The 23,670-nt window shown below is 67.7% G+C and carries 21 protein-coding genes and 1 pseudogene; 9 read left to right on the forward strand and 13 right to left on the reverse strand.

What is annotated here, in order from left to right; all coding sequences use genetic code 11:
* Positions 1 to 27 precede the first annotated feature (27 nt).
* Positions 28 to 369: pseudogene (gene rplU, locus F804_RS16090) on the reverse strand (50S ribosomal protein L21); the annotation flags it as partial.
* Between the two features lie 183 nt (positions 370 to 552).
* Positions 553 to 2,370: an ABC-F family ATP-binding cassette domain-containing protein gene (locus F804_RS0108965; protein WP_022707414.1), complete on the reverse strand. Its 1,818-nt coding sequence runs from the start codon at positions 2,368 to 2,370 to the stop codon at positions 553 to 555.
* 117 nt (positions 2,371 to 2,487) lie between these two features.
* Between F804_RS0108965 and F804_RS0108975 the strand changes: the two genes are divergently transcribed.
* The gene (locus tag F804_RS0108975) at positions 2,488 to 3,486 is read left to right on the forward strand and encodes a Fe(3+) ABC transporter substrate-binding protein (RefSeq protein WP_028725812.1); all 999 of its coding nucleotides are present in this window, start codon (positions 2,488 to 2,490) and stop codon (positions 3,484 to 3,486) included.
* Between the two features lie 100 nt (positions 3,487 to 3,586).
* Positions 3,587 to 4,522, forward strand: a complete 936-nt coding sequence (locus F804_RS0108980) for a nucleoside hydrolase (RefSeq protein ID WP_022707417.1) — start codon at positions 3,587 to 3,589, stop codon at positions 4,520 to 4,522.
* Here the strand turns inward: F804_RS0108980 and F804_RS16095 are convergent.
* From F804_RS16095 to pyrH, 8 genes are all read right to left on the reverse strand, one after another.
* Positions 4,481 to 5,185 (reverse strand): OmpH/Skp family outer membrane protein, encoded by a 705-nt coding sequence (locus F804_RS16095; RefSeq protein WP_022707418.1) that lies wholly within the window; start codon positions 5,183 to 5,185, stop codon positions 4,481 to 4,483. The genes F804_RS0108980 and F804_RS16095 overlap by 42 nt on opposite strands.
* Positions 5,185 to 7,476, reverse strand: coding sequence for an outer membrane protein assembly factor BamA (gene bamA, locus F804_RS0108990; RefSeq protein ID WP_022707419.1), 2,292 nt, complete (start codon positions 7,474 to 7,476; stop codon positions 5,185 to 5,187). Before bamA ends, F804_RS16095 begins: the two co-directional genes overlap by 1 nt.
* 103 nt (positions 7,477 to 7,579) lie before the next feature.
* Entirely contained in the window at positions 7,580 to 8,902 is a 1,323-nt protein-coding gene (rseP, locus tag F804_RS0108995) for an RIP metalloprotease RseP (RefSeq protein WP_022707420.1), read from the reverse strand.
* An 89-nt stretch (positions 8,903 to 8,991) separates the two neighbouring features.
* Complete coding sequence (locus F804_RS0109000) at positions 8,992 to 9,831, reverse strand: phosphatidate cytidylyltransferase (RefSeq protein ID WP_051142336.1); 840 nt, start codon at positions 9,829 to 9,831, stop codon at positions 8,992 to 8,994.
* Complete coding sequence (gene uppS / locus F804_RS0109005) at positions 9,828 to 10,565, reverse strand: polyprenyl diphosphate synthase (RefSeq protein ID WP_022707422.1); 738 nt, start codon at positions 10,563 to 10,565, stop codon at positions 9,828 to 9,830. Before uppS ends, F804_RS0109000 begins: the two co-directional genes overlap by 4 nt.
* A gap of 7 nt (positions 10,566 to 10,572) precedes the next feature.
* Entirely contained in the window at positions 10,573 to 11,136 is a 564-nt protein-coding gene (frr, locus tag F804_RS0109010; protein ID WP_022707423.1) for a ribosome recycling factor, read from the reverse strand.
* Between the two features lie 93 nt (positions 11,137 to 11,229).
* Positions 11,230 to 12,018 (reverse strand): ion transporter, encoded by a 789-nt coding sequence (locus F804_RS0109015; RefSeq protein ID WP_022707424.1) that lies wholly within the window; start codon positions 12,016 to 12,018, stop codon positions 11,230 to 11,232.
* A 7-nt stretch (positions 12,019 to 12,025) separates the two neighbouring features.
* Positions 12,026 to 12,751, reverse strand: coding sequence for a UMP kinase (pyrH, locus tag F804_RS0109020; protein ID WP_022707425.1), 726 nt, complete (start codon positions 12,749 to 12,751; stop codon positions 12,026 to 12,028).
* A 93-nt stretch (positions 12,752 to 12,844) separates the two neighbouring features.
* On the opposite strand from pyrH, the gene miaA reads away from it, so the two are divergent.
* Positions 12,845 to 13,741 carry a tRNA (adenosine(37)-N6)-dimethylallyltransferase MiaA gene (miaA, locus tag F804_RS0109025; protein WP_022707426.1) on the forward strand — a complete coding sequence of 299 codons (897 nt, stop codon included), beginning with the start codon at positions 12,845 to 12,847 and terminating at the stop codon, positions 13,739 to 13,741.
* A gap of 98 nt (positions 13,742 to 13,839) precedes the next feature.
* Positions 13,840 to 14,862: a helix-turn-helix domain-containing protein gene (locus F804_RS16100; protein WP_022707427.1), complete on the forward strand. Its 1,023-nt coding sequence runs from the start codon at positions 13,840 to 13,842 to the stop codon at positions 14,860 to 14,862.
* Here the strand turns inward: F804_RS16100 and F804_RS0109035 are convergent.
* On the reverse strand, positions 14,859 to 15,617 hold the full coding sequence (locus tag F804_RS0109035; RefSeq protein ID WP_028725816.1) for an RlmE family RNA methyltransferase: 759 nt from the start codon (positions 15,615 to 15,617) through the stop codon (positions 14,859 to 14,861). The two genes, F804_RS16100 and F804_RS0109035, sit on opposite strands and share 4 nt — an antisense overlap.
* Entirely contained in the window at positions 15,617 to 16,738 is a 1,122-nt protein-coding gene (locus tag F804_RS0109040) for a Ppx/GppA phosphatase family protein (RefSeq protein ID WP_022707429.1), read from the reverse strand. Before F804_RS0109040 ends, F804_RS0109035 begins: the two co-directional genes overlap by 1 nt.
* A gap of 142 nt (positions 16,739 to 16,880) precedes the next feature.
* On the opposite strand from F804_RS0109040, the gene F804_RS0109045 reads away from it, so the two are divergent.
* On the forward strand, positions 16,881 to 18,335 hold the full coding sequence (locus tag F804_RS0109045; protein ID WP_022707430.1) for a TrkH family potassium uptake protein: 1,455 nt from the start codon (positions 16,881 to 16,883) through the stop codon (positions 18,333 to 18,335).
* Here the strand turns inward: F804_RS0109045 and F804_RS0109050 are convergent, their stop codons facing one another.
* Positions 18,336 to 19,592 (reverse strand): peptidoglycan-binding domain-containing protein, encoded by a 1,257-nt coding sequence (locus F804_RS0109050; protein ID WP_051142337.1) that lies wholly within the window; start codon positions 19,590 to 19,592, stop codon positions 18,336 to 18,338.
* A gap of 116 nt (positions 19,593 to 19,708) precedes the next feature.
* Between F804_RS0109050 and F804_RS0109055 the strand changes: the two genes are divergently transcribed.
* From F804_RS0109055 to F804_RS0109070, 4 genes are all read left to right on the forward strand, one after another.
* A complete protein-coding gene (locus tag F804_RS0109055; protein WP_022707432.1) occupies positions 19,709 to 20,629 on the forward strand; it encodes a glycine--tRNA ligase subunit alpha in 921 nt (306 codons plus the stop codon).
* A complete protein-coding gene (locus tag F804_RS0109060; RefSeq protein ID WP_022707433.1) occupies positions 20,626 to 21,093 on the forward strand; it encodes a DUF6446 family protein in 468 nt (155 codons plus the stop codon). Before F804_RS0109055 ends, F804_RS0109060 begins: the two co-directional genes overlap by 4 nt.
* Positions 21,093 to 23,318, forward strand: a complete 2,226-nt coding sequence (glyS, locus tag F804_RS0109065) for a glycine--tRNA ligase subunit beta (RefSeq protein WP_022707434.1) — start codon at positions 21,093 to 21,095, stop codon at positions 23,316 to 23,318. Before F804_RS0109060 ends, glyS begins: the two co-directional genes overlap by 1 nt.
* A gap of 72 nt (positions 23,319 to 23,390) precedes the next feature.
* A partial coding sequence (locus F804_RS0109070; protein ID WP_022707435.1) for an IS5/IS1182 family transposase occupies positions 23,391 to 23,670 on the forward strand: 280 nt, incomplete at its 3' end.

The following is a 23,670-nucleotide window of genomic DNA, read 5'->3' on the forward strand; positions in this document are numbered from 1 at the left end:
TCCTTAGGCTTCGACGGCCTGGGTGCGGCCACCGGTTGCGGCCTTGACGCCGGTCTTGTCGGCGCCGTTTTCCAGCACGTCCGTCACGCGCACCAGCGTCAGCTGCTGGCGGTGACCACGCGTGCGCTGCGAGCTGTGCTTGCGGCGACGCTTGACGTAGGTGATGACCTTGTCGGCCTTGATCTGGTCGATCACTTCGGCCTGGACGCAAGCGCCCTCGACCAGCGGTGCGCCCAGGGTCGAGCCGACCATCAGAATCTCGTTGAACTGGATTTTCTCACCAGCCGTGGCGTTCAGCTTCTCAACGCGCAGGACGTCACCCGCCTGCACCTTGTATTGCTTGCCGCCAGTCTTCAGAACCGCGAACATCGCTTCTTCCTTCGTCAACCGCGTCCTTCGGCCCCGGCGAACCGGCATTGAGTGGGGATTCCCCGCCTTTGGACAGCGCATCCCCTTCGGGATGTCATTGAAAACATTAGACCGGCCAAGGCAGAAGCCCGGCCGGTCCGGCGCGTATCGCGCATTCGACTGCGAAAGTCAAGCAATCGCGGGTCAGCCTGCGGCCTTTTCCTCCAGCGTCAGCCATTCCTCCTCGGCGTCCGACAGGGCCTGCTGACGTTCGGCCAGGGCCTCGGTCGCCTTCTGGAACTTGGCGGGGGCCTTCTGGAACAGCTCGGGGTCGGCCAGGAACTGGGACAGCTTGGCCATCTCGGCCTCCAGCCGCTCGATGATCGCGGGCAGCGCCTCCAGCCGGTGCTTCTCGGAGAAGCTGAGCCCCGCCTGCGGCTTGGCCGCCTTGGGCTTCTCGGGGGTGGCGGCCGGTTTCGCGGGCTTGTCGGCGGCTTGGACGGCGGGCTCGGCCTCGGGGCGTTGGGCGCGGTAATCGCTCCAGCCGCCGGCATAGACGGTGGCGCGGCCATCGCCCTCCATCGCGACGGTCGTGTCCGCCACGCGGTCGATGAAATCGCGGTCGTGGCTGACCAGCAGCACCGTGCCGTCATATTCGCCCAGCAGGTCCTGCAGCAGGTCCAGCGTCTCGACGTCCAGGTCGTTCGTCGGTTCGTCCATCACCAGCAGGTTCGAGGGACGCGCCATCAGGCGGGCCAGCAGCAGGCGCGCCTTCTCGCCGCCCGACAGGCTGCGGACGGGGGCGCGGGCCTGCGCCTCGTCGAACAGGAAGTCCTTGAGATAGGCCACGACATGCTTCGGCACGCCCCGCACCATCACCTGGTCGGACCGCCCCGAGACGCGCATCTCCGGGTCGCCCGTCAGCGCATCCCACAGCGTCTGGTCGGGGTTCAGCGCCGAACGGGTCTGGTCGAAGATCGCGACCTCGAGATTGGTCCCGAGCGTGACCGAGCCTTCGTCCGGCGCGACCTCGCCCGTCAGCATCTTGATCAGCGTGGTCTTGCCCGCGCCGTTGGGGCCCACGAAGGCGATGCGGTCGCCGCGGTTCACCAGCAGGTCGAAGGGGCGCAGGATCACCCGGTCGCCGAAGGTCTTGGCGATGCCGCGCACGTCGATGACTTTCTTACCCGAGGTCGGACCGCTTTCCAGCGCCATCGCGGCAGCACCCTGCCGTCGGATCTGGGAACTGCGTTCGGCACGCAGCGCGGCAAGGGCGCGGACGCGGCCCTGGTTGCGCTTGCGGCGCGCGCTGATGCCTTCGACGGCCCAACGGGCCTCGGCCTTGATCTTGCGGTCCAGCTTGTGGCGGGCGTCGTCCTCGGCCGACCAGGTGGCCTCGCGCCAATCCTCGAAATGCTCGAACCCGCGTTCCTGGCGGCGGACCTCGCCGCGGTCGATCCACAGCGTGGCGCGCGTCAGGCGGCGCAGGAAGGCGCGGTCGTGGCTGATCAGGACATAGCCTGCGCGGGTCTGCGACAGGTGATCCTCCAGCCAGCCGATGGCCTCGATGTCCAGGTGGTTCGTCGGCTCGTCCAGCAGCATCAGCTCGGGCGCCTGCGCCAGCAGCCGGGCCAGCGCGGCGCGACGGCGTTCGCCCCCCGAAGCGGTATCGATGGGACGGTTCGGGTCGAACTTCAGCCCCTCGGCGGCCATGTCCACGCGATAGGATTCGGCCTCGGGCAGGTCGGCGCGGGCGAATTCGCCAAGCGTCTCGAAGCCCGACAGGTCTGGGTCCTGCTCCATGTAGCCGGTCGAGACGCCGGCAGACAGCACGACCTCGCCCTTGTCGGGTTCGACAAGGCCGCCCATGACCTTCATCAGCGTGGATTTCCCCGACCCGTTGCGGCCCACCAGGGCCACCCGGTCGCCGGGCTGGACCGTCAGCGAAAGCCCGTCGAACACGGGGTTGCCGCCGAAGGTCAGCGATATGTCGTTCAATTGCAGAAGGGGTGCGCGTGCCATGATCGCGCCCTAGCCCCTGTCGCGGCGCGGGTCAATCTGTCGCGTGCGCGCGCGGTCGATATTGACAAGATCGGTCGGGATTGCGATGCCCCTGCCGGAATGCATCAGGAGGAACCCATGCGTCTGACCGCACTTGCACTGATCGCCGGCAGCGTCGCGCTGCCCGCCATGGCCGAGGAAGTGAACGTCTACAGCCACCGTCAGCCCGAGCTGATCCAGCCGCTGATCGACGCCTTCACCGCCGAGACCGGCATCGACGTGAACCTGGCCTATGTCGACAAGGGCATGGTCGAGCGCCTGCAGGCCGAGGGCGACCGTTCGCCCGCCGACCTGGTCCTGACCGTGGACGTGGCCCGCTTGGGCGAGCTGAAGGATGCAGGCGTCCTGCAGGCCGTCGAGGACGAGGCCCTGGACGCCGTTCCCGCGACGCTCAGCGACGACGAGAACCAATGGTTCGCCCTGACCACCCGCGCGCGCATCGTCTATGCCAGCAAGGACCGCGTGGCCGATGGCGACGTGACCACCTACGAGGACCTGGCCGATCCGAAATGGAAGGGCCGCATCTGCACGCGCACCTTCACCCACGACTACAACGTCGCGCTGACCGCCGCCTTCCTGGCCCATCACGGAGAGGCCGAGACCCGCGAATGGCTGAACGGCATCAAGGCCAACCTGGCCCGTCCGCCCGAAGGCGGCGACCGCGACCAGGTCAAGGCGATCTGGGCCGGCCAGTGCGACATCAGCCTGGGCAACACCTACTACATGGGTGCGATGCTGAAGGATGACGAGCAGAAGGAATGGGCCGACAGCGTGCGCATCGTCTTCCCCACCTTCGAGGATGGCGGCACGCATGTGAACGTCTCGGGCGTCGCGATGACCAAGGCATCGCCCAACCGCGAGGCCGCGCAGAAGCTGATGGACTTCCTGGTCGGCGACGAGGCCCAGTCGATCTATGCCGAGACCAACAACGAGTTCCCGGTGGTCGAGGGCGTCCCCGCCTCGGAACTGGTCGCAAGCTGGGGCGAATTCACTGCCGACGAGCTGCCCCTGGCCGAGATCTCGGACCTGCGTCCCAAGGCGCTGGACCTGATCGAGGAAGTGAACTTCGACGGCTGATCCCGGCCTGGCAGACGAAATCGGGGGGCGCAGCCGCAAGGGCTTGCGCCCCCTTTTCATGCCGCGCAAGACTTCGCCCCGAAGAACAACGGGGGGCGGCATGCCACAGAAGATCATCATCGACACCGATCCGGGACAGGACGACGCCGTGGCCATCCTGACGGCCCTCGCCTCGCCCGAACTGCAGGTGCTGGGCATCACCGCCGTCGCGGGCAACGTGCCGCTGGCGCTGACGCAGGTGAACGCCCGCAAGGTGGTCGAGCTGTCGGGCGTGGATGTCCCCGTCTACGCCGGCTGCGACAGGCCGCTGGCCCGCCCCCTGGTCACGGCGGAACATGTGCACGGCAAGACCGGCCTCGACGGGACCGACCTGCCCGAGCCTTCGGTCCCCCTGCAGGACGGGCACGCGGTCGATTTCATCATCCGCTCGCTGCGCGACCATGATGCCGGGACCGTCACGCTGGTTCCCGTGGGGCCGCTGACCAATATCGCCGAGGCGTTCCGTCGCGCCCCCGACATCGTCGCCCGCGTCCAGCAGATCGTGCTGATGGGCGGCGCCTATTTCGAGGTGGGCAACATCACCCCCGCCGCCGAGTTCAACATCTTCGTCGATCCCGAGGCCGCGGCCGAGGTCTTTGCCTCGGGCGTGCCGCTGGTCGTGCTGCCGCTGGACGTGACGCACAAGGCGCTGACCAGCGCGGACTGGATCGCCACCCTGCGCGCGATGCCGAACCGCACGGGGCCTGCGGTCGCCGGCTGGACGGATTTCTTCGAACGCTTCGACACCGAGAAATACGGAAGCAGCGGCGCCCCCCTGCACGACCCCTGCACCATCGCCTGGCTGCTGCAGCCCGACCTGTTCCAAGGCCGCCGCATCAACGTGGAAATCGAGACCGAGGGTGGCCTGACCACCGGCATGACCGTGGCCGACTGGTGGGGTGTGACCGACCGGCCCGCCAATGCGCTGTTCCTGAAGGATGTGGATCGCGACGGGCTATTCGCCCTGCTGACCGAGCGGCTCGGTCGCCTGCCCTGAGCGGTCGAGATCGGGCAGCGGGACGGTGCCTTCGCCATCGCCCAGCTGCTCGTCCAGGACCTCGATCAGATCCTCGGTGACGTCGATCGCATCCAGCGACACGAAGACCGTCCGGCGGTCCAGCACGGCGACCGCGCCCCGGTCCTGCATCGCCTGCCCCATCGCGGGCAGCGCCGCGCGGAAGAAGGCCACTCGGTCCTCCTCGGCCCAGCTGTTCAGGTCCTGCACGACCTGCGCGCGGGCGCGGCGGATCTCGGTCGCGCGGATGTCGAAATTCTCGGCCAGGCGGCGAAACTCGGCCGGGGGAAGCTCGGCGCGGCGCTGCGTCAGGTCGGATTCCTCGGTCGAAAGCTGCTCGGTCAGGCGCTCGTTCTCGGCAGCGATCTTGTCGCCCTCGACCTCGAGGACGCGCTGCGTGCGGCGTCCCCATTCCGATTGCAGATACAGGCTGTCCTGATCCAGCGTCAGGATGGGCGCCATGATCGGCACCGATCCGTCATCCGCCGCGATGGTGCTGTTGGGCAGCGTGGCTTCGGGCTGGTCCTGGCGCAAGGCCTCGACCCCCGGGATCTGCTGGCCAAGCGGTTCTGCCTGCTGCGCCATCGCCGTGGCCGGGACGATGCCCAGCCACCCCGCCATCCCTGCCCGAAGCAATCCCTTCATCAGAAGTTGGTCTGGATCGTCAGGTCGAAGTTCTGCACCTCGTCATAATCTTCCTTGCGCACGGCGTGCGAGAAGTTGAACCTCAGCGGTCCGATGGGCGTGGTCCAGAAGATCGAGGCACCGACCGCGGCGCGGACATACATGTCGTCGTCGATCTCGACGCCATAAGTGTTGTCCAGACCCCAGAGCGAGCCGACATCGGCGAACAGGCCGCCCTTGATGCCGTATTCCTCGGGCAGGCCGATGGGGAACTGCGCCTCGGCGCGGGCGGCCCAGAAGTAGTTGCCGCCAAGCGAATCCTGGTCTTCCGAGGTCAGGTCGCGAGGACCGTAGCCGCCGGATTCGAAGCCGCGCACGCGGCCGCTGGTGCCGAAGCGGTCGATAACCCAGGTGTCGTAATCGTCATAGCCGATGACGGCCCCGGCCTCGACCTCGGCGCGCAGGGTCACGTCGTCGCGCCATGCGGTCGATTCCACGCCCGCCAGCACCGATGTCTCGACCGTCTTGGTGTCGCCGCCCAGCCCCGCGACATCCTGCGAGAAGCGCAGGCGCCATGCGTTCAGCGGATCGAGGCCCGTGCGGCGCGAATCCCAGCTGTAGGTATATCCCAGGGCCGAGCTGAGGCGCGTGCCCTCCTCCTCTTGCAGGACGAGCGAGTTGGCGTCGTCCACGTCGTCCAGCTTGTTCTCGGCGATGCGGTAGCGCACTTCCAGGCGCCCATTGTCCGAGACGGGGAATTCCAGCGACGGTTTGATCGAGACGCTGCGCGTGTTGTAGTCGCTGTCGTCATCGTCCGAGGCGGTATAGTTCAGGTTGATCCCCGCCTTCAGGTCACGCCCCAGGAAGAAGGGCTCGATGAAGGTGAAGTTCCCCTCGCGGTCGTCCGAGTCGGTCGAGATGGTCAGCCCGACCGTCTGCCCGCGCCCGAGGAAGTTCTGTTCCGACAGCGAGGCCGTCAGGCCGACGCCGCTGCTGACGCCATAGGACGCGCCGAAGGACAGCGAGCCGGTCGGCTGTTCCTCGACATTGACGCCGACGATGACCTGGCTGGGGTCCGACCCCTCGCGCGTGTTGACCTGCGCATCCGCGAAATAGCCCAGGGCGCGGATGCGCTCGGCCGAGTTGCGGATCTCGCGGGCGTTGAAGGGATCGCCCTCGACGGTGGTGAACTGGCGACGGATCACCTCGTCCAGCGTGGTCGTGTTGCCCTCGATGTCGATACGCTCGACGAAGACGCGCTGGCCGCGGGTCAGGGCGAAGGTCAGGTCCAGGAGGCCCGTCTGCGGGTTGCGGCTGATGCGCGGCTCGATATTGACGAAGTTCAGCTGCTGCTGGATGGCGATGGTCTCCATCCGGCGGATCGACACGTCGATGACCGAGGGGTTGTAGATCTCGCCGCGCTTCACGCGGCTCTGTTCGGCGAAGGCCGAAGCGTCCACGCCCGGAATCTCGGAAATGGTCGTCACGTTGCCGAAGCGGTAACGCGGACCCTCCTGAATGTTGAAGGTGATGAAGAAGGCGTCGCGTTCGCGCGCGATCTCGGATGCCACGCCCTGCACCTTGAAATCGGCATAGCCGCGAGAGCGGTAGAAATCGGTCAGCAGCTGTTCGTCCAGCTGGATGCGTTCAGGCGCGAAGGTGTCGCGGCGGATGAAGGTCCGCAGCAGGCCCGCCTGCTTGGTCTCCAGCACGTTGCGCAGCCGGCGGTCCGAGAATGCGCGGTTGCCGGTGAAGCTGAGGCGCTCGATCTCGGTGACGTCGCCTTCCTTGATCTCGAAGACCAGGTCGACATTGTTGTTGCCGCGGCGGATGATCTTGGGATCGACGCGGGCCGACAGGCGCCCCTCCGAGGCATAGACCTCGGCGATGGTGCGCGCATCCGCGATGGCCTGGCTGGGCTGGTAGACGCGGCGCGACTGGCTTTTGACGATCTCGGCCAGCCGCTCGTCGTTGATGCGGCGGTTGCCCTCGAAGTTGATGCGGTTGACGATGGGGTATTCGCTGACGCGCACGACCAGCGTGCCGCCCTGCGGGACCAGTTCGACGGTCTCGAACAGGCCGGAATTCTGCAGCCGCTGAAGGCCCGCGTTGATGTCGCCCGCCCCCACGTCACGGCCGCGCGGCAGATCCAGATAGGACAGGACGGCCCCGGTCTCGATCTGGTTGTTCCCCTCGACGCGGATATCGTTGAAGACGACGGCGCGGGCCGGCGTGGGCATCAGCCCCGCAGGCACAGTCATCGCCAGGGCCGCCATCAGCGCGACCGCGCCCTTGCCCAGTTTCCGTTCCATCCCAGCCCCTCTTCGCTTCAGCCTGCATCGGCCCCTGCGGGGCCTGTTCTTTTGCCCATTTCTGTATCCCCAAGCGGGTGCGCCTGTCAAAAGCGCATCGCCGTCAGGGGCACAAAAGATCGTTGGTGAGCCCGAAAACCATCAGCGTCAGCACGATCGCCATGCCCGCGGCGGTCAGCACGTTCAGGATGCGATCCGAGGGCGGGCGACCGGCCACGGCCTCGTAGGCATAGAACATCAGGTGCCCCCCATCCAGGACGGGGATGGGCAGCAGGTTCAGGAAGCCGATGGCCGCAGACAGGACCGCGATCCACCACAGGAAGTTCGCGCCGCCCGCGCTGGCGGCCTGACCCGTGCTCTCGGCGATGCTGATCGCCCCGCCCAGGTTGCAGGTGCCGATCTGGCCGGTGACCATCGCCCACATCCCCAGCAGCGACGAGGTGATGATCCCCCGGGTCTGCACCGCGCCGATCCGCAGCGCCTCGAACGGGCCGGCGCGGCGGGTCTCGGCGGTGAAGAAGCTCTCGCCGCCGGTCACGCCGATCAGCCAGCGCTGCTCGAAGCCGCCGCCCTCGGCGGGCAGGTCCGACAGGCGCGGCGTCAGGGTCAGGTCCAGTTCGCCCTGCCCCTCGCGCCAGACGGTCAGATCGACCGATCCGCCCTCCGCGCCCTCGACCGCCTGGCGCAGCTGGTCGAAGCGGGTCACAGGTTCGCCCGCGATGGCGGTGACGACATCGCCGCCCCGCAACCCGGCATCCGCCGCGGCGCTGCGCGGGGCCACGCCGGTGATGCGGGCGGGCATCGGGTCCGGCCCCGCGACGGTGATGCGGCTGCCGTCGCGTTCGACCGTCCAGTCCTGCGTCGCGGCCAGCGGCAGCGCGTCGGATGCGCGGCCCAGATCGCCCCAGTTCTCGACCGGGATGTCGCCCACGGCCAGGATGCGGTCGCCCGGTTGCAGTTCGTTGACGACCGAGGGCGGCGCGGCGGCGATGGTGCCCACGCGCGGCTCGGGCTGCGGCAGGCCCTGCACGATGGCGAAGCCGCCGAAGATCAGGATCGACAGGATGAAGTTGAAGACCGGCCCCGCCAGCAGCGTCGCGAAGCGCGCCCAAAGCGGCGCGCCATGCAGCGTGCGCCGCTGCAGCGCCGGATCGACCGCCTGCCCCGTGCCCGCGCTGGCCGCGTTCGCATCGCCAAGGAACCGCACATATCCGCCAAGCGGCAGCGCCGCCACCTGCCAGACCGTCCCCCGCCTGTCGCGCCGAGAGATCAGCCGCGGCCCGAACCCGACCGAGAACACCTCGGCGCGGATGCCCGACCAGCGCCCGACGATGTAATGGCCGTATTCGTGCACGGTGACGATGACCGCCAGTGCCGTCACGAAGGCGGCGAGGGTCCAGACGGTTTCCAGGATCGGGGCGATCATGCGCGGGCCTCCTGCCTTGCGGGGCGGTCCCATTGCAGGACGTTGTGTTCGTATTGTCGGGCTTCGGTCGCGGGCGCGGATGGCATCTATCAGTTCACCACGGGCAGGCTGGCCATGAACCCGATCAGCATGGTCGCGATGACCGCGCCTGTCACTGCGTCGAAACGATCCATGAAGCCGCCATGGCCGGGGATCAGGTTGGAACTGTCCTTGACCCCCGCGCGGCGCTTCAGCCAGCTTTCGGCGATGTCACCCATCTGGCCCGCGAAGCAGACGATGGGCGAGACCCAGATCAGCGTCGCATCGCCCTGCCCGGCCAGCCACAGCAGCGCGCCGAAGATGCAGGACCCGACCCAGCCCGCGACGGTACCGGACCAGGTCTTCTTGGGGCTGAGGCTGGGCCAGAATTTCGGCCCGCCGATCACGCGGCCCACGAAATACCCCGCCGTGTCCGAGATGATGATGACCCCCATCAGCCACAGCACGAAGTTCAGGCCGAAGCTCTCGCGGAAACCGACAAGGCCATAGGCAACCAGCAGGATCGCGACGCCGAAGATGGCATAGGTGCCCCGGTCGCGCCGCGCCGCGCCGGGCAGTCCGATCAGGATCGGCACGGCCAGCGCCATCCAGGCCAGCGGATGGAACGAGGTCAGCGCCACCGCCTGCGACACGCCCGCGATGGCGGCCAGCGCGACGGGGCGGCTGCGCCCGAACAGCGTGACGTGCCGGGCCGGATGGCGCCAGCCGGTCATCGCCGCCAGTTCCCAGAAGGTGATGGCCGAGATGACGGCCATGCCCAGCCGCAGCCACAGGCCCGTGGACACCGCCAGTATGACGCCGATCCCCAGAAGAACCAGCGTCGAGGCGATGCGTCGCGACAGGTCGGCCCATTTGCCGCCGGGCATCCGCGTCCCCTTCGCCGGCGTCATGCGCCCCCGAAGCGGCGGTCGCGCATTCCGTAATTCCCGAGGATGTCGGACAGGTGCTGCGGCGTGAAATCGGGCCACAGGGTCGGCGTGAATTCGTATTCCGAATAGGCGGCCTGCCAGGGCAGGAAGTTCGAGGTCCGCGTCTCGCCCGAGGTGCGGATCACCAGGTCCGGATCGGGATGTCCGGCGGTATCCATGCAATCGGCCAGATCGGCCTCGGTCGGGGTCTCGATCTCTCCGGCGGCGATCTTGCGCGCAAGGCGGGTCGAGGCGCGCGTCAGCTCGTCCCGGCCGCCATAGTTGATCGCGACCGTCAGGTTCAGGCGCGTGTTGCCCGCCGTCCGCGCCTCGATCGAGGCCATCAGGTCCTGCAGCTTGCGGTCCAGCCGCTCGCGCCCGCCGATGAAGCGCATGCGCACGCCTTCGGACGCCATGCCGACGGCCTCGCGCTCGATATAGCGGCGGAAGATCTTCATCAGGCCCAGGACCTCTTCGGTCGAGCGCTTCCAGTTCTCGGTCGAGAAGGCATAGATGGTCAGCCAGTCCACGCCCAGCTCGGGGCAGGCGCGGACGATCTGCTTCACGCGCTCGGCGCCGCGACGATGGCCGACCAGGCGCGGCCAGCCGCGTTCGGTCGCCCAACGGCCGTTGCCGTCCATGATGATGGCGACATGACGGGGGCGCGCTGCACCCCCATCCGAAATCGCGGTCGCTGCCGAGAAGCCAGGGATCATGATCGCATCACACCTGCATGATTTCGGCCTGCTTGGCCTCGAGCGCCTGATCCACGTTGCCGATCGACTTGTCGGTCAGCTCCTGCACGGCGGTTTCCCAGAACTTCTGGTCGTCCTCGGGCATGCCGTTGGCCTTGCCCTTCTTGATCTGGTCCATCCCGTCGCGGCGGACGTTGCGGATCGCGACGCGGGCATGTTCCGCGTATTGCGCGGCGACCTTGGTCAGCTCGCGGCGGCGTTCCTCGTTCAGCTCGGGGATGGGCAGCATGATGATGGTGCCGTTGGTCTGCGGGTTGATGCCCAGCCCGCTTTCGCGGATGGCCTTCTCGACCTTGCCGACCATGCCCTTGTCCCAGACGTTGATCGTGACCATGCGCGGTTCGGGCACGTTCACGGTGCCGACCTGGTTGATCGGGGTCATCTGGCCGTAAGCCTCGACCTGGACGGGTTCGACCATGGATGCCGACGCGCGGCCCGTCCGCAGCGACGCGAACTCGGCCCGCAGGCTGTCCATGGCGCCCTTCATGCGCCGTTCCAGATCGTCCAGATCGATTTCGATGTCCTCAGCCATTTGGACTGCCTCTGTTTTAATTTCGTTTGCTTGTAACCGTATTGGGCAGGCTTGGCAAAGCCTTTGCCCGAAATCCGGGCGGTATGGGCGGGTTCAGACCCGCCCCCTGCCGCCGCTTTCGTCCAGCTGCTTCTCGATCGCGCGCAGGCGCATCAGCACCTCGTCGCGATAGGCGTCGGTGGCGGCGCTTTCCTCGGCCTGGTGGGCATCCTGCATCGAGTTCACGATCAGACCGACGACAAGGTTCATCACCGCGAATGTCGTGATCAGGATGAAGGGCACGAAGAACAGCCATGCCAGCGGATATTCCTGCATGACGGGACGCACGATCCCCATCGACCAGCTTTCCAGCGTCATCACCTGGAACAGCGAATAGGCCGACTTGCCAAGCGAGCCGAACCAGTCCGGGAACCCCGCCCCGAACAGCTTCGTCGCCATGACCGAGAAGATGTAGAAGATCACGCCCATCAGCAGGAAGACCGAGGCCATGCCCGGCATCGCGGCGAACAGCCCCTCGACCACGCGGCGCAGGCGCGGGGTGACCGACACCAGCCGCAGCAGCCGCAGGATGCGCAGCGCGCGCAGCACCGAGAGGCCCTGCCCCGCCGGCATCAGCGCGATGGCCACGACGCTGAAATCGAAGACGTTCCAGCCGTCGCGGAAGAAGCGCGGGCCGCGCGCGATCAGCTTGGCCGCGATCTCGGCCACGAAGACGGCAAGGCAGGCCGCGTCCAGCAGCAGGATCAGCGGACCCGCGACCGCCATGACGCGGCCCGAGGTCTCCAGCCCCAGCAGGACGGCGTTGAACAGGATGACGCCGGTGATCACCCCCTGGGCCCGACGCCCGTGGACAAGGGCGTCGAGGCGCGCGCGCAGGCTCATCGCGACCTCAGACGTGGACGCGGGTATAGGTGCCGCTGCCCGCCAGGATCGAGCGGAAACCGCCCGGCGCGTCCAGCGAGAAGACGATGATCGGCAGCTTGTTGTCGCGTGCCAGGGCGATCGCCGATGCGTCCATCACGCCCAGATGCTTCTGCAGCACCTCGTCATAGCTGACATCGCCGTAGCGCTTGGCATCGGCATGCTTGACCGGGTCCTTGTCATAGACGCCGTCGACCTTGGTGCCCTTGAAGATCGCCTCGCAGTTCATCTCCGACGCGCGCAGCGTGGCCGCGGTGTCGGTGGTGAAATACGGATTGCCCGTGCCCGCCGCGAAGATGACGATGCGCTTCTTCTCCAGGTGGCGGATGGCGCGGCGGCGGATATAGGGCTCGCAGACCTCGTCCATGCGGATCGCGCTGATGACGCGGCAATGGTGCCCAAGCGCCTCGAGCGCGGATTGCATCGCCAGCGCGTTCATCACGGTCGCCAGCATCCCCATGTAGTCGGCGGTCGTCCGCTCCATCCCCTGGGCGCTGCCCTGCAGGCCGCGGAAGATGTTGCCGCCGCCGATCACCATGCAGACCTCGACGCCCATCTTGGCGACGCTGTCGACCTCGTTCGCGATTCGCGCGACGGTGGGCGGGTTCAGGCCGAAGCCCTGGTCGCCCATCAGCGCCTCGCCCGAAATCTTGAGCATCACGCGGCCATATTGCTTGGGGGTCTCGCTGGTCATCTGGGGCTCCTTGAGGCCGGCCTGATGCCGGTCGCTTTCATCGCGGCGTTAAATGTCGCAAAAGGCCCGCAGGATCAACTGTCCGGAAGGCCCATGCGCATCCCTGACCTGACACATATCGACGCCTCGCGCCACCTGCTGATTGCGGGACCGACCGCCAGCGGCAAATCCGCACTGGCGCTGGCGGTCGCGCAGGCACAGGGGGGACTGGTGGTGAATGCCGATGCGTTGCAGGTCTGGTCCTGCTGGCGCGTGCTGACGGCCCGCCCCTCGGCCAATGACGAGGCCGCGGCGCCGCACGCCCTCTACGGGCACGTCACGCCGGGGCGGTCCTATTCGGTGGGCGACTGGCTGCGAGAGGTGGGCGATCTTCTGGGGCAGCGGCTGATCGTCGTGGGCGGCACGGGGCTGTACCTGACGGCGCTGACGCGGGGGCTGGCGGAAATTCCCGCGACCCCGGACCATGTGCGCCGGCAGGCCGATGCGCGGATCGCCGCGGGCGAGCTGCCCGCCATGATCGCCGAGCTGGACGCCCCCACCCGCGCCGCGATCGACCTGAAGAACCCCGTCCGCGTCCAGCGCGCATGGGAGGTGCTGACCACGACCGGGCGCGGCATCCGCGACTGGCAGGACGCCACCCCGCCCCCGCTGATCGCCCCGCAGGACTGCCAGCGCATCCAGATCGTGTCGGATCGCGACTGGCTGGCGGACCGCATCGCGGATCGCTTCCACCTGATGCTGGACCAGGGCGCGCTGGACGAGGTTCGCGCGAATCTGCCCATCTGGGACCCTGCCGCCCAATGGGCCAAGGCCATCGGCGCGCCCGAACTGGTCGATCACCTGCAGGGCCGCACCAGCCTTTCGGATGCGGTACAATCCGCGATTGTCGCGTCCCGCCAATATGCCAAGGGTCAGCGCGCCTGGTTCCGGGGGCGCATGAAGGACTGGGACATGTGGCAGGCAGGCCACGGCGGCCTGCACAGGGCGTGATTCGTCGGAAACCGAAGCCATGATTGTTGAGTTTCGTCAGGGATGGGCGATAATCCGCCTATGTCCTTTCGAAACGCAAGTCTTGGTGGAAGCGACGCATGTCTGTCTGGGATCGCACGGAATGGCAGGGAGGTTTCCCGTTCTCGCCCTCGCGACTGAGATCGCAGGGCAGCGGGCTGTCGCAGGTCACGGAACCCGCGATCCTCGATGACGGCGCGCCGCAGGATCGCAGCCCGCAGCCCTGGGAATCCGCACGCCGCCCCGCCGCGATCGCCATCCCCGAGGCGCTGGCGATCCGCGCGACGCCCGCGGCGCGCCGCTTCGCTCCGCGCCGCGCAGGGCTTCGTCTGGTGCCGCTCGGGGCGTTCGCATGGGGCAGCCGCGAGACGCCTGCCCGCCCCCGCACCCGGCCCGAGCATGTGCTTCTCAGCGTGACGGCGGGCGCGATGCGGATCGACTTTCCCAGGGATCACCTGATCCTGGAGCCGGGCGGCCTGTGCTTCATTCCCGCTGGCACCGCCTTTGCCGCGCGACCGCGCCGGGATGCCGACGGCCAGGCCCTGCTGGTGTCGCCGGAGATGTGCGCCGAGATGGACCCGGCCTTCCCCGACCGCACCCTGTCGGGCTGGCTGGATCACGGGGCCGAGGCTTTGGGCGTCGCGCTGCAGGACATGGCCGAGGATGCGCAGGGCAGCCCCGACCGCAAGGCGCTGACCTGTCACCTGAACCTGCTGGCCGTGCGCCTGTCGCGCATGGATACCACGCGGACGCGGCCCGACACGGTCGCGCCGGTGGCGGCGGACCGCCCGCTGGTCGACCGTTTCCTGTCCGTCGCCGCCGCCGATCTGGGGGCCTGCCGCACGCTGGCCGAAATCGCGCAGGATCTGGGCAGCACGCTGACGCAGCTGGATCGCGCCTGCCAGGAGGCGCGCGGCCGCCGTGCCATCGACCTGATCAACGAATTGCGGCTGGAACGCGCGGCCGAGATGCTGCGCCATACGGATCGCGCGCCCGCGCGGATCGCGACGGATCTGGGCTATGCCACCCATACCCACATGACCCGCGCCTTCGTGGCGGCCACGGGGCGCACCCCCGAGACCTATCGCACGCAGATGCGTTAATCTTCCGGAGTTTCGGCAGGGGCTTCCTCGGGGCGGCCCTTGAAGCCCAGTGCCACCACGAATTTCTCGGATGAATCGCTGCGGCTTGCGGGGGGCTTCACGTTGGCGACCTTCTCGAAGTTGCGCTTCAGAAGGGCCTGCATCTCGGTCTCGGCGCCGCCTGCCAGAACCTTGGCGACGAAGGTGCCGCCCGGCTCCAGCACGTCGAAGGCCAGCTGCGCCGCAGCCTCGACCAGCGCCACGATGCGCAGGTGGTCGGTGCCCTTGTGCCCCGAGGATGCGGCAGCCATGTCCGACATCACGACATCGGCAGGACCGCCCAGCCATTCCTTGACCAGGTCGTCGGCCCCTTCGGACAGGAAGTCCAGCTGATGGATCTCGGCCCCCGCGATCGGATCGACCTCTTGCAGGTCCAGCCCCAGAACGCGGCCGATCTTCTTGCCCGACTTCTCGCCCAGGGCATTCGTGCGGGCCACGGCGACCTGGCACCAGCCGCCGGGGGCGCAGCCCAGATCGACGACGCGCGCGCCGGGCACGAGGAAGCGGTACTTCTCGTCCAGTTCCAGGATCTTGTAGGCCGCGCGCCCGCGATACCCCTCGCGCTTGGCGCGCTGCACATAGGGGTCGTTCAGCTGCCGTTCCAGCCACAGCTTGCTGGACAGCTTGCGCCCCTTGGCGGTCTTCACCCGCACGCGCAGGTCGCGCTGCCCGCGTCCGCTGGTCTTGCCTTCCCGGCTGCCAGGTGCCTTCGTCATCATGCCACTCCGTTCAGTCCTTCGGGCCTCAGAACCCCATCGCGCACCATCTGGGCATAAAGCAACCCCTCTCGGAGCCCGCGATCGGCCACGGACAGCCGATTCGTGGGCCAGACCCGCATCAGCGTCTGAAGGATCGCGGCGCCCGACATGATCAGCGCATGGCGTTCACGCCCGATGCGCGGGTCCGTGCGCCGCCCGTCAGGCCCCAGCACGAGATAGCTGTGGATCACCCGGTCGATCTGGTCGCTGGTCATCTCCAGCCCGTCCACCTTCGTCCGGTCATAGCGGCGCAGCCCGAGGAAGCTGGCGGCCACCGTCGTCACCGTCCCCGAGGTGCCGATGATCTGGAACCCCTCGTCCGGCGCACCGTCGGCATAGGGCGCGAAATTGGCCAGCGCCTCCTCGAAGAACCAGCTCATGAGGGCGAAGCGGCCCTGGTCGTCCTCGACATCGGCGAACTGGTCGCGCAGGGTCGCGACCCCCAGGGGCACGCTGATCCAGTCGACGACGCGCGCCCCGCCCGGCTGCGGATTGCCGAACCCCTCGGACAGGCGCATGATCGCGCGCGGACGCTCCTTCGGCTCGACATCCTCGAGGTCGATCCAGACCAGTTCCGTCGACCCGCCGCCGATATCGACGACCATCAGCGTTTCGGTCTTGTGGCTGACCAGCGGCGCGCAGGAGATGACGGCAAGACGCGCCTCTTCCTCGGCCCCGATCACCTCGATCGGCAGGCCGGTTTCCCTGCGGATGGTCCGAAGGAAGTCGCGGCTGTTCTTCGCGCGCCGACAGGCTTCTGTCGCGACCAGCCTCATGCTGCGCACGCGGTGCTGATCCAGCTTGCGCCGGCAGACCTGCAATGCGTGGACCGTGCGCGCCATCGAGCTGCGTGACAGGCGTCCCGAAGCTTCCAGCCCCTGCCCAAGCTGAACCGGCTTGGAGAAGCTGTCGATAACCTGGAACTGACTGCCCGTAGGACGGGCGATCAGCATCCGGCACGAATTTGTTCCCAGATCCAGGGCAGCATAAAGCCCCCCCGTCTCGGGTTGTCGGGTGCCCGACGGCTCGACCGATTTTCTCGGGATCGCGTCCGCACCCGCAGGACGCTTGGGCGCCATGACACACGCCCTCCGATGACAAGTTATCCCCAGACTAGTCGCGCCTGACGCGACGTTCAAGGGGCGGCAGCGATGCCGCAGGTCGCGGGCGACATGGCCGGGGCTGCTTGACGCCCACTGGCGCGCGCGGCAATCAGGGGCAATGATCGACATGCGCCCGGTTGCCCACCCGATTGGAAAGATCGTCTTTGCCCTGGGCGCATTCATGCTGGCCCCGATGGCGGTGGACCTGTGGCATGACGACCCCCACTGGATGGTCTTCCTGGAATGCGCCTCGATCACGATCGTGACAGGGCTGCTGCTGGTCGTCGCCAACCGGGCCGAGCGCAAGCGCGCCCTGACGATCCAGCAGGCGTTTTTGCTGACATCCGGCCTGTGGATCGCGCTGCCGGTCTTCGGCGCCCTGCCCTTCATCCTGGGCGCGCCGAACGCATCCGTCACCGACGCCTTCTTCGAGGCGATGTCGGGCGTCACGACCACCGGCACCACGGCATTCCCCGAACTGGACGGCCTGCCGAAGGGCACCCATCTGTGGCGCGCGCTTCTGCAATGGATGGGTGGCCTGGGGATCGTGGTCGTGGCGATGGTCTTCCTGCCCGTCATGAAGGTCGGCGGCATGCAGTTCTTCCGCTCCGAGGGCTTCGACACCCTGGGCAAGATCCTGCCCCGCGCCGGAGAGATCGCGGCCGAGATGACCATCATCTATGTCGCGATGACCGCCGCCTGCGCGGTCACTTACATGGTGCTGGGCATGTCGGGCTTCGACGCGGTGGTCCATGCGCTGACGACATGCTCGACCGGCGGTTTCTCGAATTACGACGCCAGTTTCGGGGCCTATCTGGGGGCGCCGGAATGGGCGGCCTCGGTCTTCATGGTGCTGGCCTCGGTGCCGTTCATCCGGCTGGTGCAGGCGATGCGCGGGAATGGCGGGCCGCTGATCCACGACCGGCAGGTGCATACCTATCTGAAGCTGATCCTGGCCGTCTGCGGGATCATCATCATCTATCGCCTGATCTGGCTGGAACAGGATGTCTCCTTCTCCGAGGCGGTGCGGGAAACGGTGTTCAACACCATCTCGACCTTCTCGGGGACGGGGTTCGCATCGACCGACATGACGCAATGGGGGCACCTGCCCTTCGCGCTGCTGATCATCGTGGGGCTGATCGGGGGCTGCACCGGATCGACGGGCTGCTCGGTCAAGGTATTCCGCTACGAAGTGCTGTTCCAGGCCGTGCGCGCCCAGATCCGGCGGATGCATTCGCCGCACAGGCTTTATCCGCTGCGCTATGCCGGGCATCCGCTGGACAAGGGCGTCGTCGATTCGGTGATGGCCTTCTTCACGCTGTTCATGCTGACCTTCGGCCTGCTGATCGTGGGGCTGGCGCTGACGGGCCTGCATCCGCGCACCGCGCTGACCGCCGCCTGGACGGCCATCGCCAATGTCGGACCCGCATGGGGCCCCGAAATCACCGCCAACGGGTCCATCGTGGAATTCCCGACGGCGGCGAAATGGATGATGATCACCGGCATGTATCTGGGCCGGTTGGAGCTGGTCTCGGTCCTGGTCCTGCTGCTGCCGCGCTTCTGGCGGCCCTGATCAGGGAAGCGTCGCGCCGGGCGTGTCGTTCCGCGCGGGGGCGTGCCGCGTCAGGCTGCCGGCCATCTCGGCCTCGATCCGGGCCTGGTTCTGCGCATCCGATGCAGGCCAGATCAGCACCCAGCCTTCCGCACGGCCATCCTGCACGCGCCCCTGCGCGACGCCGATATGCGCGTCGTTGGCCCCCTTCAACCTGACCGAGCCGTTCGCGATCTCTCGCTTGGGGTTCGGCACCCAGCCAAGCGCGGTCACGAGGCCCGCAAGGTCCAGAAGCTCTTGCTGGCCGCCCTTCTGGCTGAACAGGATCAGCGCCGCACCGGACCCGTCCTTCGGACCCCAGATCGACAGCGCCCGTTCGGCACGGTCGAATTCCAGCGCCGAGCGCGGCGCGATGACAGAAAGCCCCGTCACCTCGTCGCGCAGTTCCGACAGCCCCAGTTCGTCGCGCCATTCCTGCTGGCGCTGCTTCAGCGCCTCCATCGCGGTGCCCGGATCGGTCGAGGCGCGGTTCTGCGCGATCTCGGCGCGGATGGCGGCCTGCGTGCGCGGGCCGTCCTGCCCGTCGATCGCGCCGTCATAGTGCCCGGCCCATGCCAGCATCGCCTGCACCTCGGCCAAGGGCGGCATGGGACGGCGGGCACCCGGCGCGGGCAGATCGGGCGCCTGCCCCGGCTGCAGCGCATCGCCAAGGGCCTGCGCCTCGATCACGGTCGCGCCCGCGGGCATCGCACCCGCATCCGTCAGGACCGGCAGCCAGGCCTGCGCGGCGGCAGGCGCCAGCGGTCCAAGGGTCACGGCAAAGCCGCCATCGGCCAGCGCGTGCAGTCCCGCATCGGGAAATTCCTCGCGGACATCGCCAAGGGCCTGACGGGCGGCGGCTTCGTCCTGCGCGCGCGACAGCGCCAGGAAGACATCGGGCGGCGGCGCGATCTCGGTCGGGGCCGCGTCGCCCACGGGCACAAGGACCATCCCCGGCGCGGGCACGCTGACGAAGCTGTCGTCGGGAACCGCGCCCGCGGCCTTCAGCTGCGCCAGCCGCGCGTCCGCGTCGGCGCGATCAAGCGGCCCGATCGCGATGCCGGTCCAGCCGTTGCCAAGATCCAGCGTGACGACGCCGTCCAGCGTCTCGGCCCATGCGCCGGCAGCCACGCTTGCCTCCTCGGCGCCGCGCTTGGCCTCGATCCGGATCACGGCATCCTCGGCCATCGCCGGGACCGGGATCATGGCCGCCATGAATAACGTTGCGATCTGCCGCATCTGCCGCCTCCTTCGCTGCCGCGTCTGCGCGGTCGTTGCCGGGCCTTTATTGACCCTGTTCCGCCACGCGCCTAGAAGGCGCCAAGCACTGCCGATCTACGCAAAAGGATGGCCCGATGACCAGCCCCAACCGACCCCGCAGTTTTCAGGAGATCATCCTGCGCTTGCAGAATTACTGGGCGGGACAGGGCTGCGCCGTCCTGCAGCCCTACGACATGGAGGTGGGCGCAGGCACGTTCCACCCCGCCACCACGCTGCGCGCCCTGGGCAGCCGCCCCTGGGCTGCGGCCTATGTCCAGCCCTCGCGCCGTCCGACCGACGGGCGCTACGGGGAAAACCCGAACCGGCTGCAGCACTATTACCAGTACCAGGTCATCATCAAGCCCAGCCCCCCGAACCTGCAGGAGCTGTACCTGGGCAGCCTGCGCGCGATCGGGCTGGACCCGATGGTCCACGATGTCCGCTTCGTGGAAGACGACTGGGAATCGCCCACCCTCGGCGCATGGGGCCTTGGATGGGAGGTCTGGTGCGACGGCATGGAGGTCAGCCAGTTCACCTATTTCCAGCAGGTCGGCGGGCATGACTGCAAGCCGGTCTCGGGCGAGCTGACCTATGGCCTGGAGCGTCTGGCCATGTATGTCCTGGGCGTCGAGCATGTGATGGACATGCCCTTCAACGACCCCGACAGCCCCATCGCGCTGACCTATGGCGACATCTTCCGCCAGACCGAGCAGGAATATTCGCGCTGGAACTTCGACCAGGCCGATACCGAGATGCTGCTTCAGCACTTCAAGGACGCCGAGGCCGAATGTGCCCGCATCCTGGCCGCCGCCGAGACCGACGACGCGGGACGCCGCATCCCGATGGCGCATCCCGCCTATGACCAGGCGATCAAGGCCAGCCACCTGTTCAACCTGCTGGACGCGCGCGGCGTGATCTCGGTCACGGAACGCCAGGCCTATATCGGGCGGGTGCGTGCGCTGTCCAAGGGCTGCGCCGACCTGTTCCTGACCACCGAGGCCGCGGGGGCCGCATGAACGGCAAACCCGTCGTCGCAACCCTCGTGCTGGCGACCGTCCTTGCGGGCGGCGGCATGTGGTATGCGCAGGAATACGGATATTACGACCGGATCGACCCGGCCGACGGTGCCATCGCGGTGGACACACCCGCAGGCACCGTCGATCTGGACCTGATCGGGTTCGAGGGGATCGACGCCGACAGTTCCCCCCTGCGCTGGCGTGCCTGCGCGCGGGCCGAGAACCTGCCCGCCGATGCCGTCCCCTATCCCGACGCGACGCCCCTGATCGGGCCGCGCTGGTTCGACTGCTTCGACGCCCGCGAGATCGGGCGCGACCTTGAACGCGGCGCCGCGCGCGCCATCCTTGCCAAGTCCGAGATCCACACCGACGTGGACCGCGTGCTTGCCGTCTATCCCGACGGGCGCGTGTTCGGCTGGCACCAATACAACGACAAGACCCCGGAACGCGGAGTGATGGACTGATGCCCGACCTGCTGATCGAGCTTTTCTCGGAAGAAATCCCCGCACGGATGCAGACCCGCGCGCGCGAGGACCTCAAGCGTCTCGTGACCGACGGGCTGGTCGAGGCGGGCCTGACCTATGCCAGCGCGGGTGCCTTCAGCACGCCGCGCCGCCTGGTCCTGACCATCGAGGGCCTGACCGCCCACAGCCCCACCACGCGCGAGGAACGCAAGGGCCCCCGCACCGACGCCCCCGAAAAGGCGCTGGAAGGCTTCCTGCGCTCGACCGGGCTGACCCGCGACCAGCTCGAGGCCCGCGACGACAAGAAGGGCCAGGTCTGGTTCGCCACCATCACCCATGAAGGCCGCCCCGCCGCGGATATCGTGGCCGAGGTGCTGGAAGCCGCGATCCGCAACTTCCCCTGGCCGAAATCCATGCGTTGGGGCGCGGGATCGCTGCGTTGGGTGCGCCCGCTGCATTCGATCCTGTGCATCCTTTCGGACGAGGCCGGCGCCTCGGTCGTCGATCTGGACGTGGACGGCATCAAGGCCGGCGACACGACGCGCGGCCACCGCTTCATGGCCCCCGACGCCTTCACCGTCACCGGCTTCGAGGATTACGCCGCCAGGCTGCGCCGCGCCTTCGTCATGCTGGACACCGATGAACGCGCATCCGAGATCCGCCAGCAGGCCGACAACCTGGCCTTTGCGCGCGGCTGGGAAATCGTCGCCGACGAGGGGCTTCTGGCCGAGGTCGCGGGCCTTGTCGAATGGCCCGTGCCGCTGATGGGCGTGATCGAGGACCGCTTCCTCGACCTGCCGCCCGAGGTGCTGCAGACCTCGATGAAGGAACACCAGAAGTTCTTCTCGGCCCGCAACCCCAAGACGGGCCGGATCGAGGGCTTCGTGACGGTCGCCAACATCGTGACGCCCGATGACGGTGCGACGATCCTTGCGGGCAACCAGCGCGTTCTGGCCGCCCGCCTGTCCGACGCCGCCTTCTTCTGGGAAAACGACCTGCGAGAGGCGAAATCCGGCATGGAAGCTTGGGCCGAGGGCCTGAAATCCGTGACCTTCCAGAGCAAGCTGGGCAGCCAGGCCGACCGCGTCGCCCGCATCGCCGCCCTGTCGCGCGAGATCGCCCCACTTGTGGGTGCCGACCCCGACCAGGCCGAGCTTGCCGCCCGCCTGGCCAAGCTGGACCTGCGCTCTGCAATGGTGGGCGAATTCCCCGAGCTTCAGGGCACGATGGGCCGCTACTATGCGCTGCAGGCGGGCCATGATGCCGCCGTCGCGGATGCGGCGCGCGACCACTACTCGCCCCTCGGGCCGTCCGATGCGGTGCCCACCGCGCCGGTCTCGGTCGCCGTGGCGCTGGCCGACAAGCTGGACACGCTGACCGGCTTCTGGGCCATCGACGAGAAGCCGACGGGGTCCAAGGACCCCTTCGCGCTGCGCCGCGCGGCTTTGGGGGTGATCCGGCTGACAACCTCAACAACCGCAAGAATGTCGCTTGCGACAGTCACTTGGAAGCACTTCTCCAGAGTCTTTTCTCAACTTCAAGACCTCGGCTTCGCACAAATAGTGAAGGGCACCCAGGATCTACCCGAGAACATTGCGGTCGAGGCTAGAGTTAGCCTTGAGGCAAAAATGGTGCCCGAAGACCCCGATTCCGGGGCTCAAGGGTTCGGGAAGCACGAGGCTCGGGCCGCCGAAATCTCCGCCGACCTGCTCTCGTTCTTCCACGACCGCCTCAAGGTGTACCTGCGCGAGCAGGGCATCCGTCACGACATCATCGACGCCGTGCTGGCGCAGGACGGCAATGACGACCTGGTGCAGGTCGTGAACCGTGCCACCGCGCTGAACGACATGATGGCGACCGAGAACGGGCAGAACCTGACGCAGGGCCTCAAGCGTGCGGGCAACATCCTGGCCCAGGCCGAGGAGAAGGACGGCGTCGAATACAGCTTCGGCGCCGACCCGAAATTCGCCGATACCGACGCCGAACACGCGCTGTTCGCCGCGCTGGACACCGCCGATCCCGCGATCCGCAAGGCCATGGCATCCGAGGATTTCCCCGCCGCCATGCAGGCCATCGCGGGCCTCCGTGCCCCGATCGACGCCTTCTTCGAGGCGGTTCAGGTCAATACCGACAACCAGATCCTGCGTCGCAACCGCCTGAACCTGCTGTCGCGCATCCGCGATGCGGGCCGCCAGATCGCGGACTTCACCCGGATCGAGGGCTAGGGTCAGGACCCATTAATTTTCTTGATGCCGTCCTGTCGGCGTGATTCACGCTCCCAAACAGGTGGGGGCATCATGAGTAATCTTTTCTGGCTGACGGACGAACAGATGGAGCGGCTGAAGCCGTTCTTTCCCAAGAGCCATGGTAAGCCGAGGGGCGATGACCGGCGCGTGCTGAGCGGCATAATCTTCATCAACCGCAATGGGTTGCGGGGGTGCGATGCGCCCCGGGAGTATGGCCCGCCCAAGACGCTCTACAACCGGTGGAAGCGCTGGAGCGAGATGGGCGTGTTTGCCAGGATCTTCGAGGGATTGGCCTCGGAGGCAACGGATCAGAAGACGCTGATGATTGATG

Origin of the sequence: Paracoccus zeaxanthinifaciens ATCC 21588 (assembly GCF_000420145.1) — a bacterium.
Taxonomy (GTDB): domain Bacteria; phylum Pseudomonadota; class Alphaproteobacteria; order Rhodobacterales; family Rhodobacteraceae; genus Paracoccus; species Paracoccus zeaxanthinifaciens.

Coding starts and splice junctions, on each gene's coding strand:
- pyrH (WP_022707425.1), bottom strand. CDS start 12,751: ATGACCAGCGAGACCCCCAAGCAATATGGCCGCGTGATGCTCAAGATT.
- miaA (WP_022707426.1), top strand. CDS start 12,845: ATGCGCATCCCTGACCTGACACATATCGACGCCTCGCGCCACCTGCTG.
- F804_RS0109060 (WP_022707433.1), top strand. CDS start 20,626: ATGAACGGCAAACCCGTCGTCGCAACCCTCGTGCTGGCGACCGTCCTT.
- frr (WP_022707423.1), bottom strand. CDS start 11,136: ATGGCTGAGGACATCGAAATCGATCTGGACGATCTGGAACGGCGCATG.
- F804_RS0109035 (WP_028725816.1), bottom strand. CDS start 15,617: ATGACGAAGGCACCTGGCAGCCGGGAAGGCAAGACCAGCGGACGCGGG.
- rseP (WP_022707420.1), bottom strand. CDS start 8,902: ATGATCGCCCCGATCCTGGAAACCGTCTGGACCCTCGCCGCCTTCGTG.
- F804_RS0109015 (WP_022707424.1), bottom strand. CDS start 12,018: ATGAGCCTGCGCGCGCGCCTCGACGCCCTTGTCCACGGGCGTCGGGCC.
- F804_RS0109040 (WP_022707429.1), bottom strand. CDS start 16,738: ATGGCGCCCAAGCGTCCTGCGGGTGCGGACGCGATCCCGAGAAAATCG.
- uppS (WP_022707422.1), bottom strand. CDS start 10,565: ATGATCCCTGGCTTCTCGGCAGCGACCGCGATTTCGGATGGGGGTGCA.
- F804_RS0108965 (WP_022707414.1), bottom strand. CDS start 2,370: ATGGCACGCGCACCCCTTCTGCAATTGAACGACATATCGCTGACCTTC.
- F804_RS0109055 (WP_022707432.1), top strand. CDS start 19,709: ATGACCAGCCCCAACCGACCCCGCAGTTTTCAGGAGATCATCCTGCGC.
- F804_RS16100 (WP_022707427.1), top strand. CDS start 13,840: ATGTCTGTCTGGGATCGCACGGAATGGCAGGGAGGTTTCCCGTTCTCG.
- F804_RS0108980 (WP_022707417.1), top strand. CDS start 3,587: ATGCCACAGAAGATCATCATCGACACCGATCCGGGACAGGACGACGCC.
- F804_RS0109000 (WP_051142336.1), bottom strand. CDS start 9,831: ATGACGCCGGCGAAGGGGACGCGGATGCCCGGCGGCAAATGGGCCGAC.
- F804_RS16095 (WP_022707418.1), bottom strand. CDS start 5,185: ATGAAGGGATTGCTTCGGGCAGGGATGGCGGGGTGGCTGGGCATCGTC.
- F804_RS0109050 (WP_051142337.1), bottom strand. CDS start 19,592: ATGCGGCAGATCGCAACGTTATTCATGGCGGCCATGATCCCGGTCCCG.
- F804_RS0109045 (WP_022707430.1), top strand. CDS start 16,881: ATGATCGACATGCGCCCGGTTGCCCACCCGATTGGAAAGATCGTCTTT.
- glyS (WP_022707434.1), top strand. CDS start 21,093: ATGCCCGACCTGCTGATCGAGCTTTTCTCGGAAGAAATCCCCGCACGG.
- bamA (WP_022707419.1), bottom strand. CDS start 7,476: ATGGAACGGAAACTGGGCAAGGGCGCGGTCGCGCTGATGGCGGCCCTG.
- F804_RS0108975 (WP_028725812.1), top strand. CDS start 2,488: ATGCGTCTGACCGCACTTGCACTGATCGCCGGCAGCGTCGCGCTGCCC.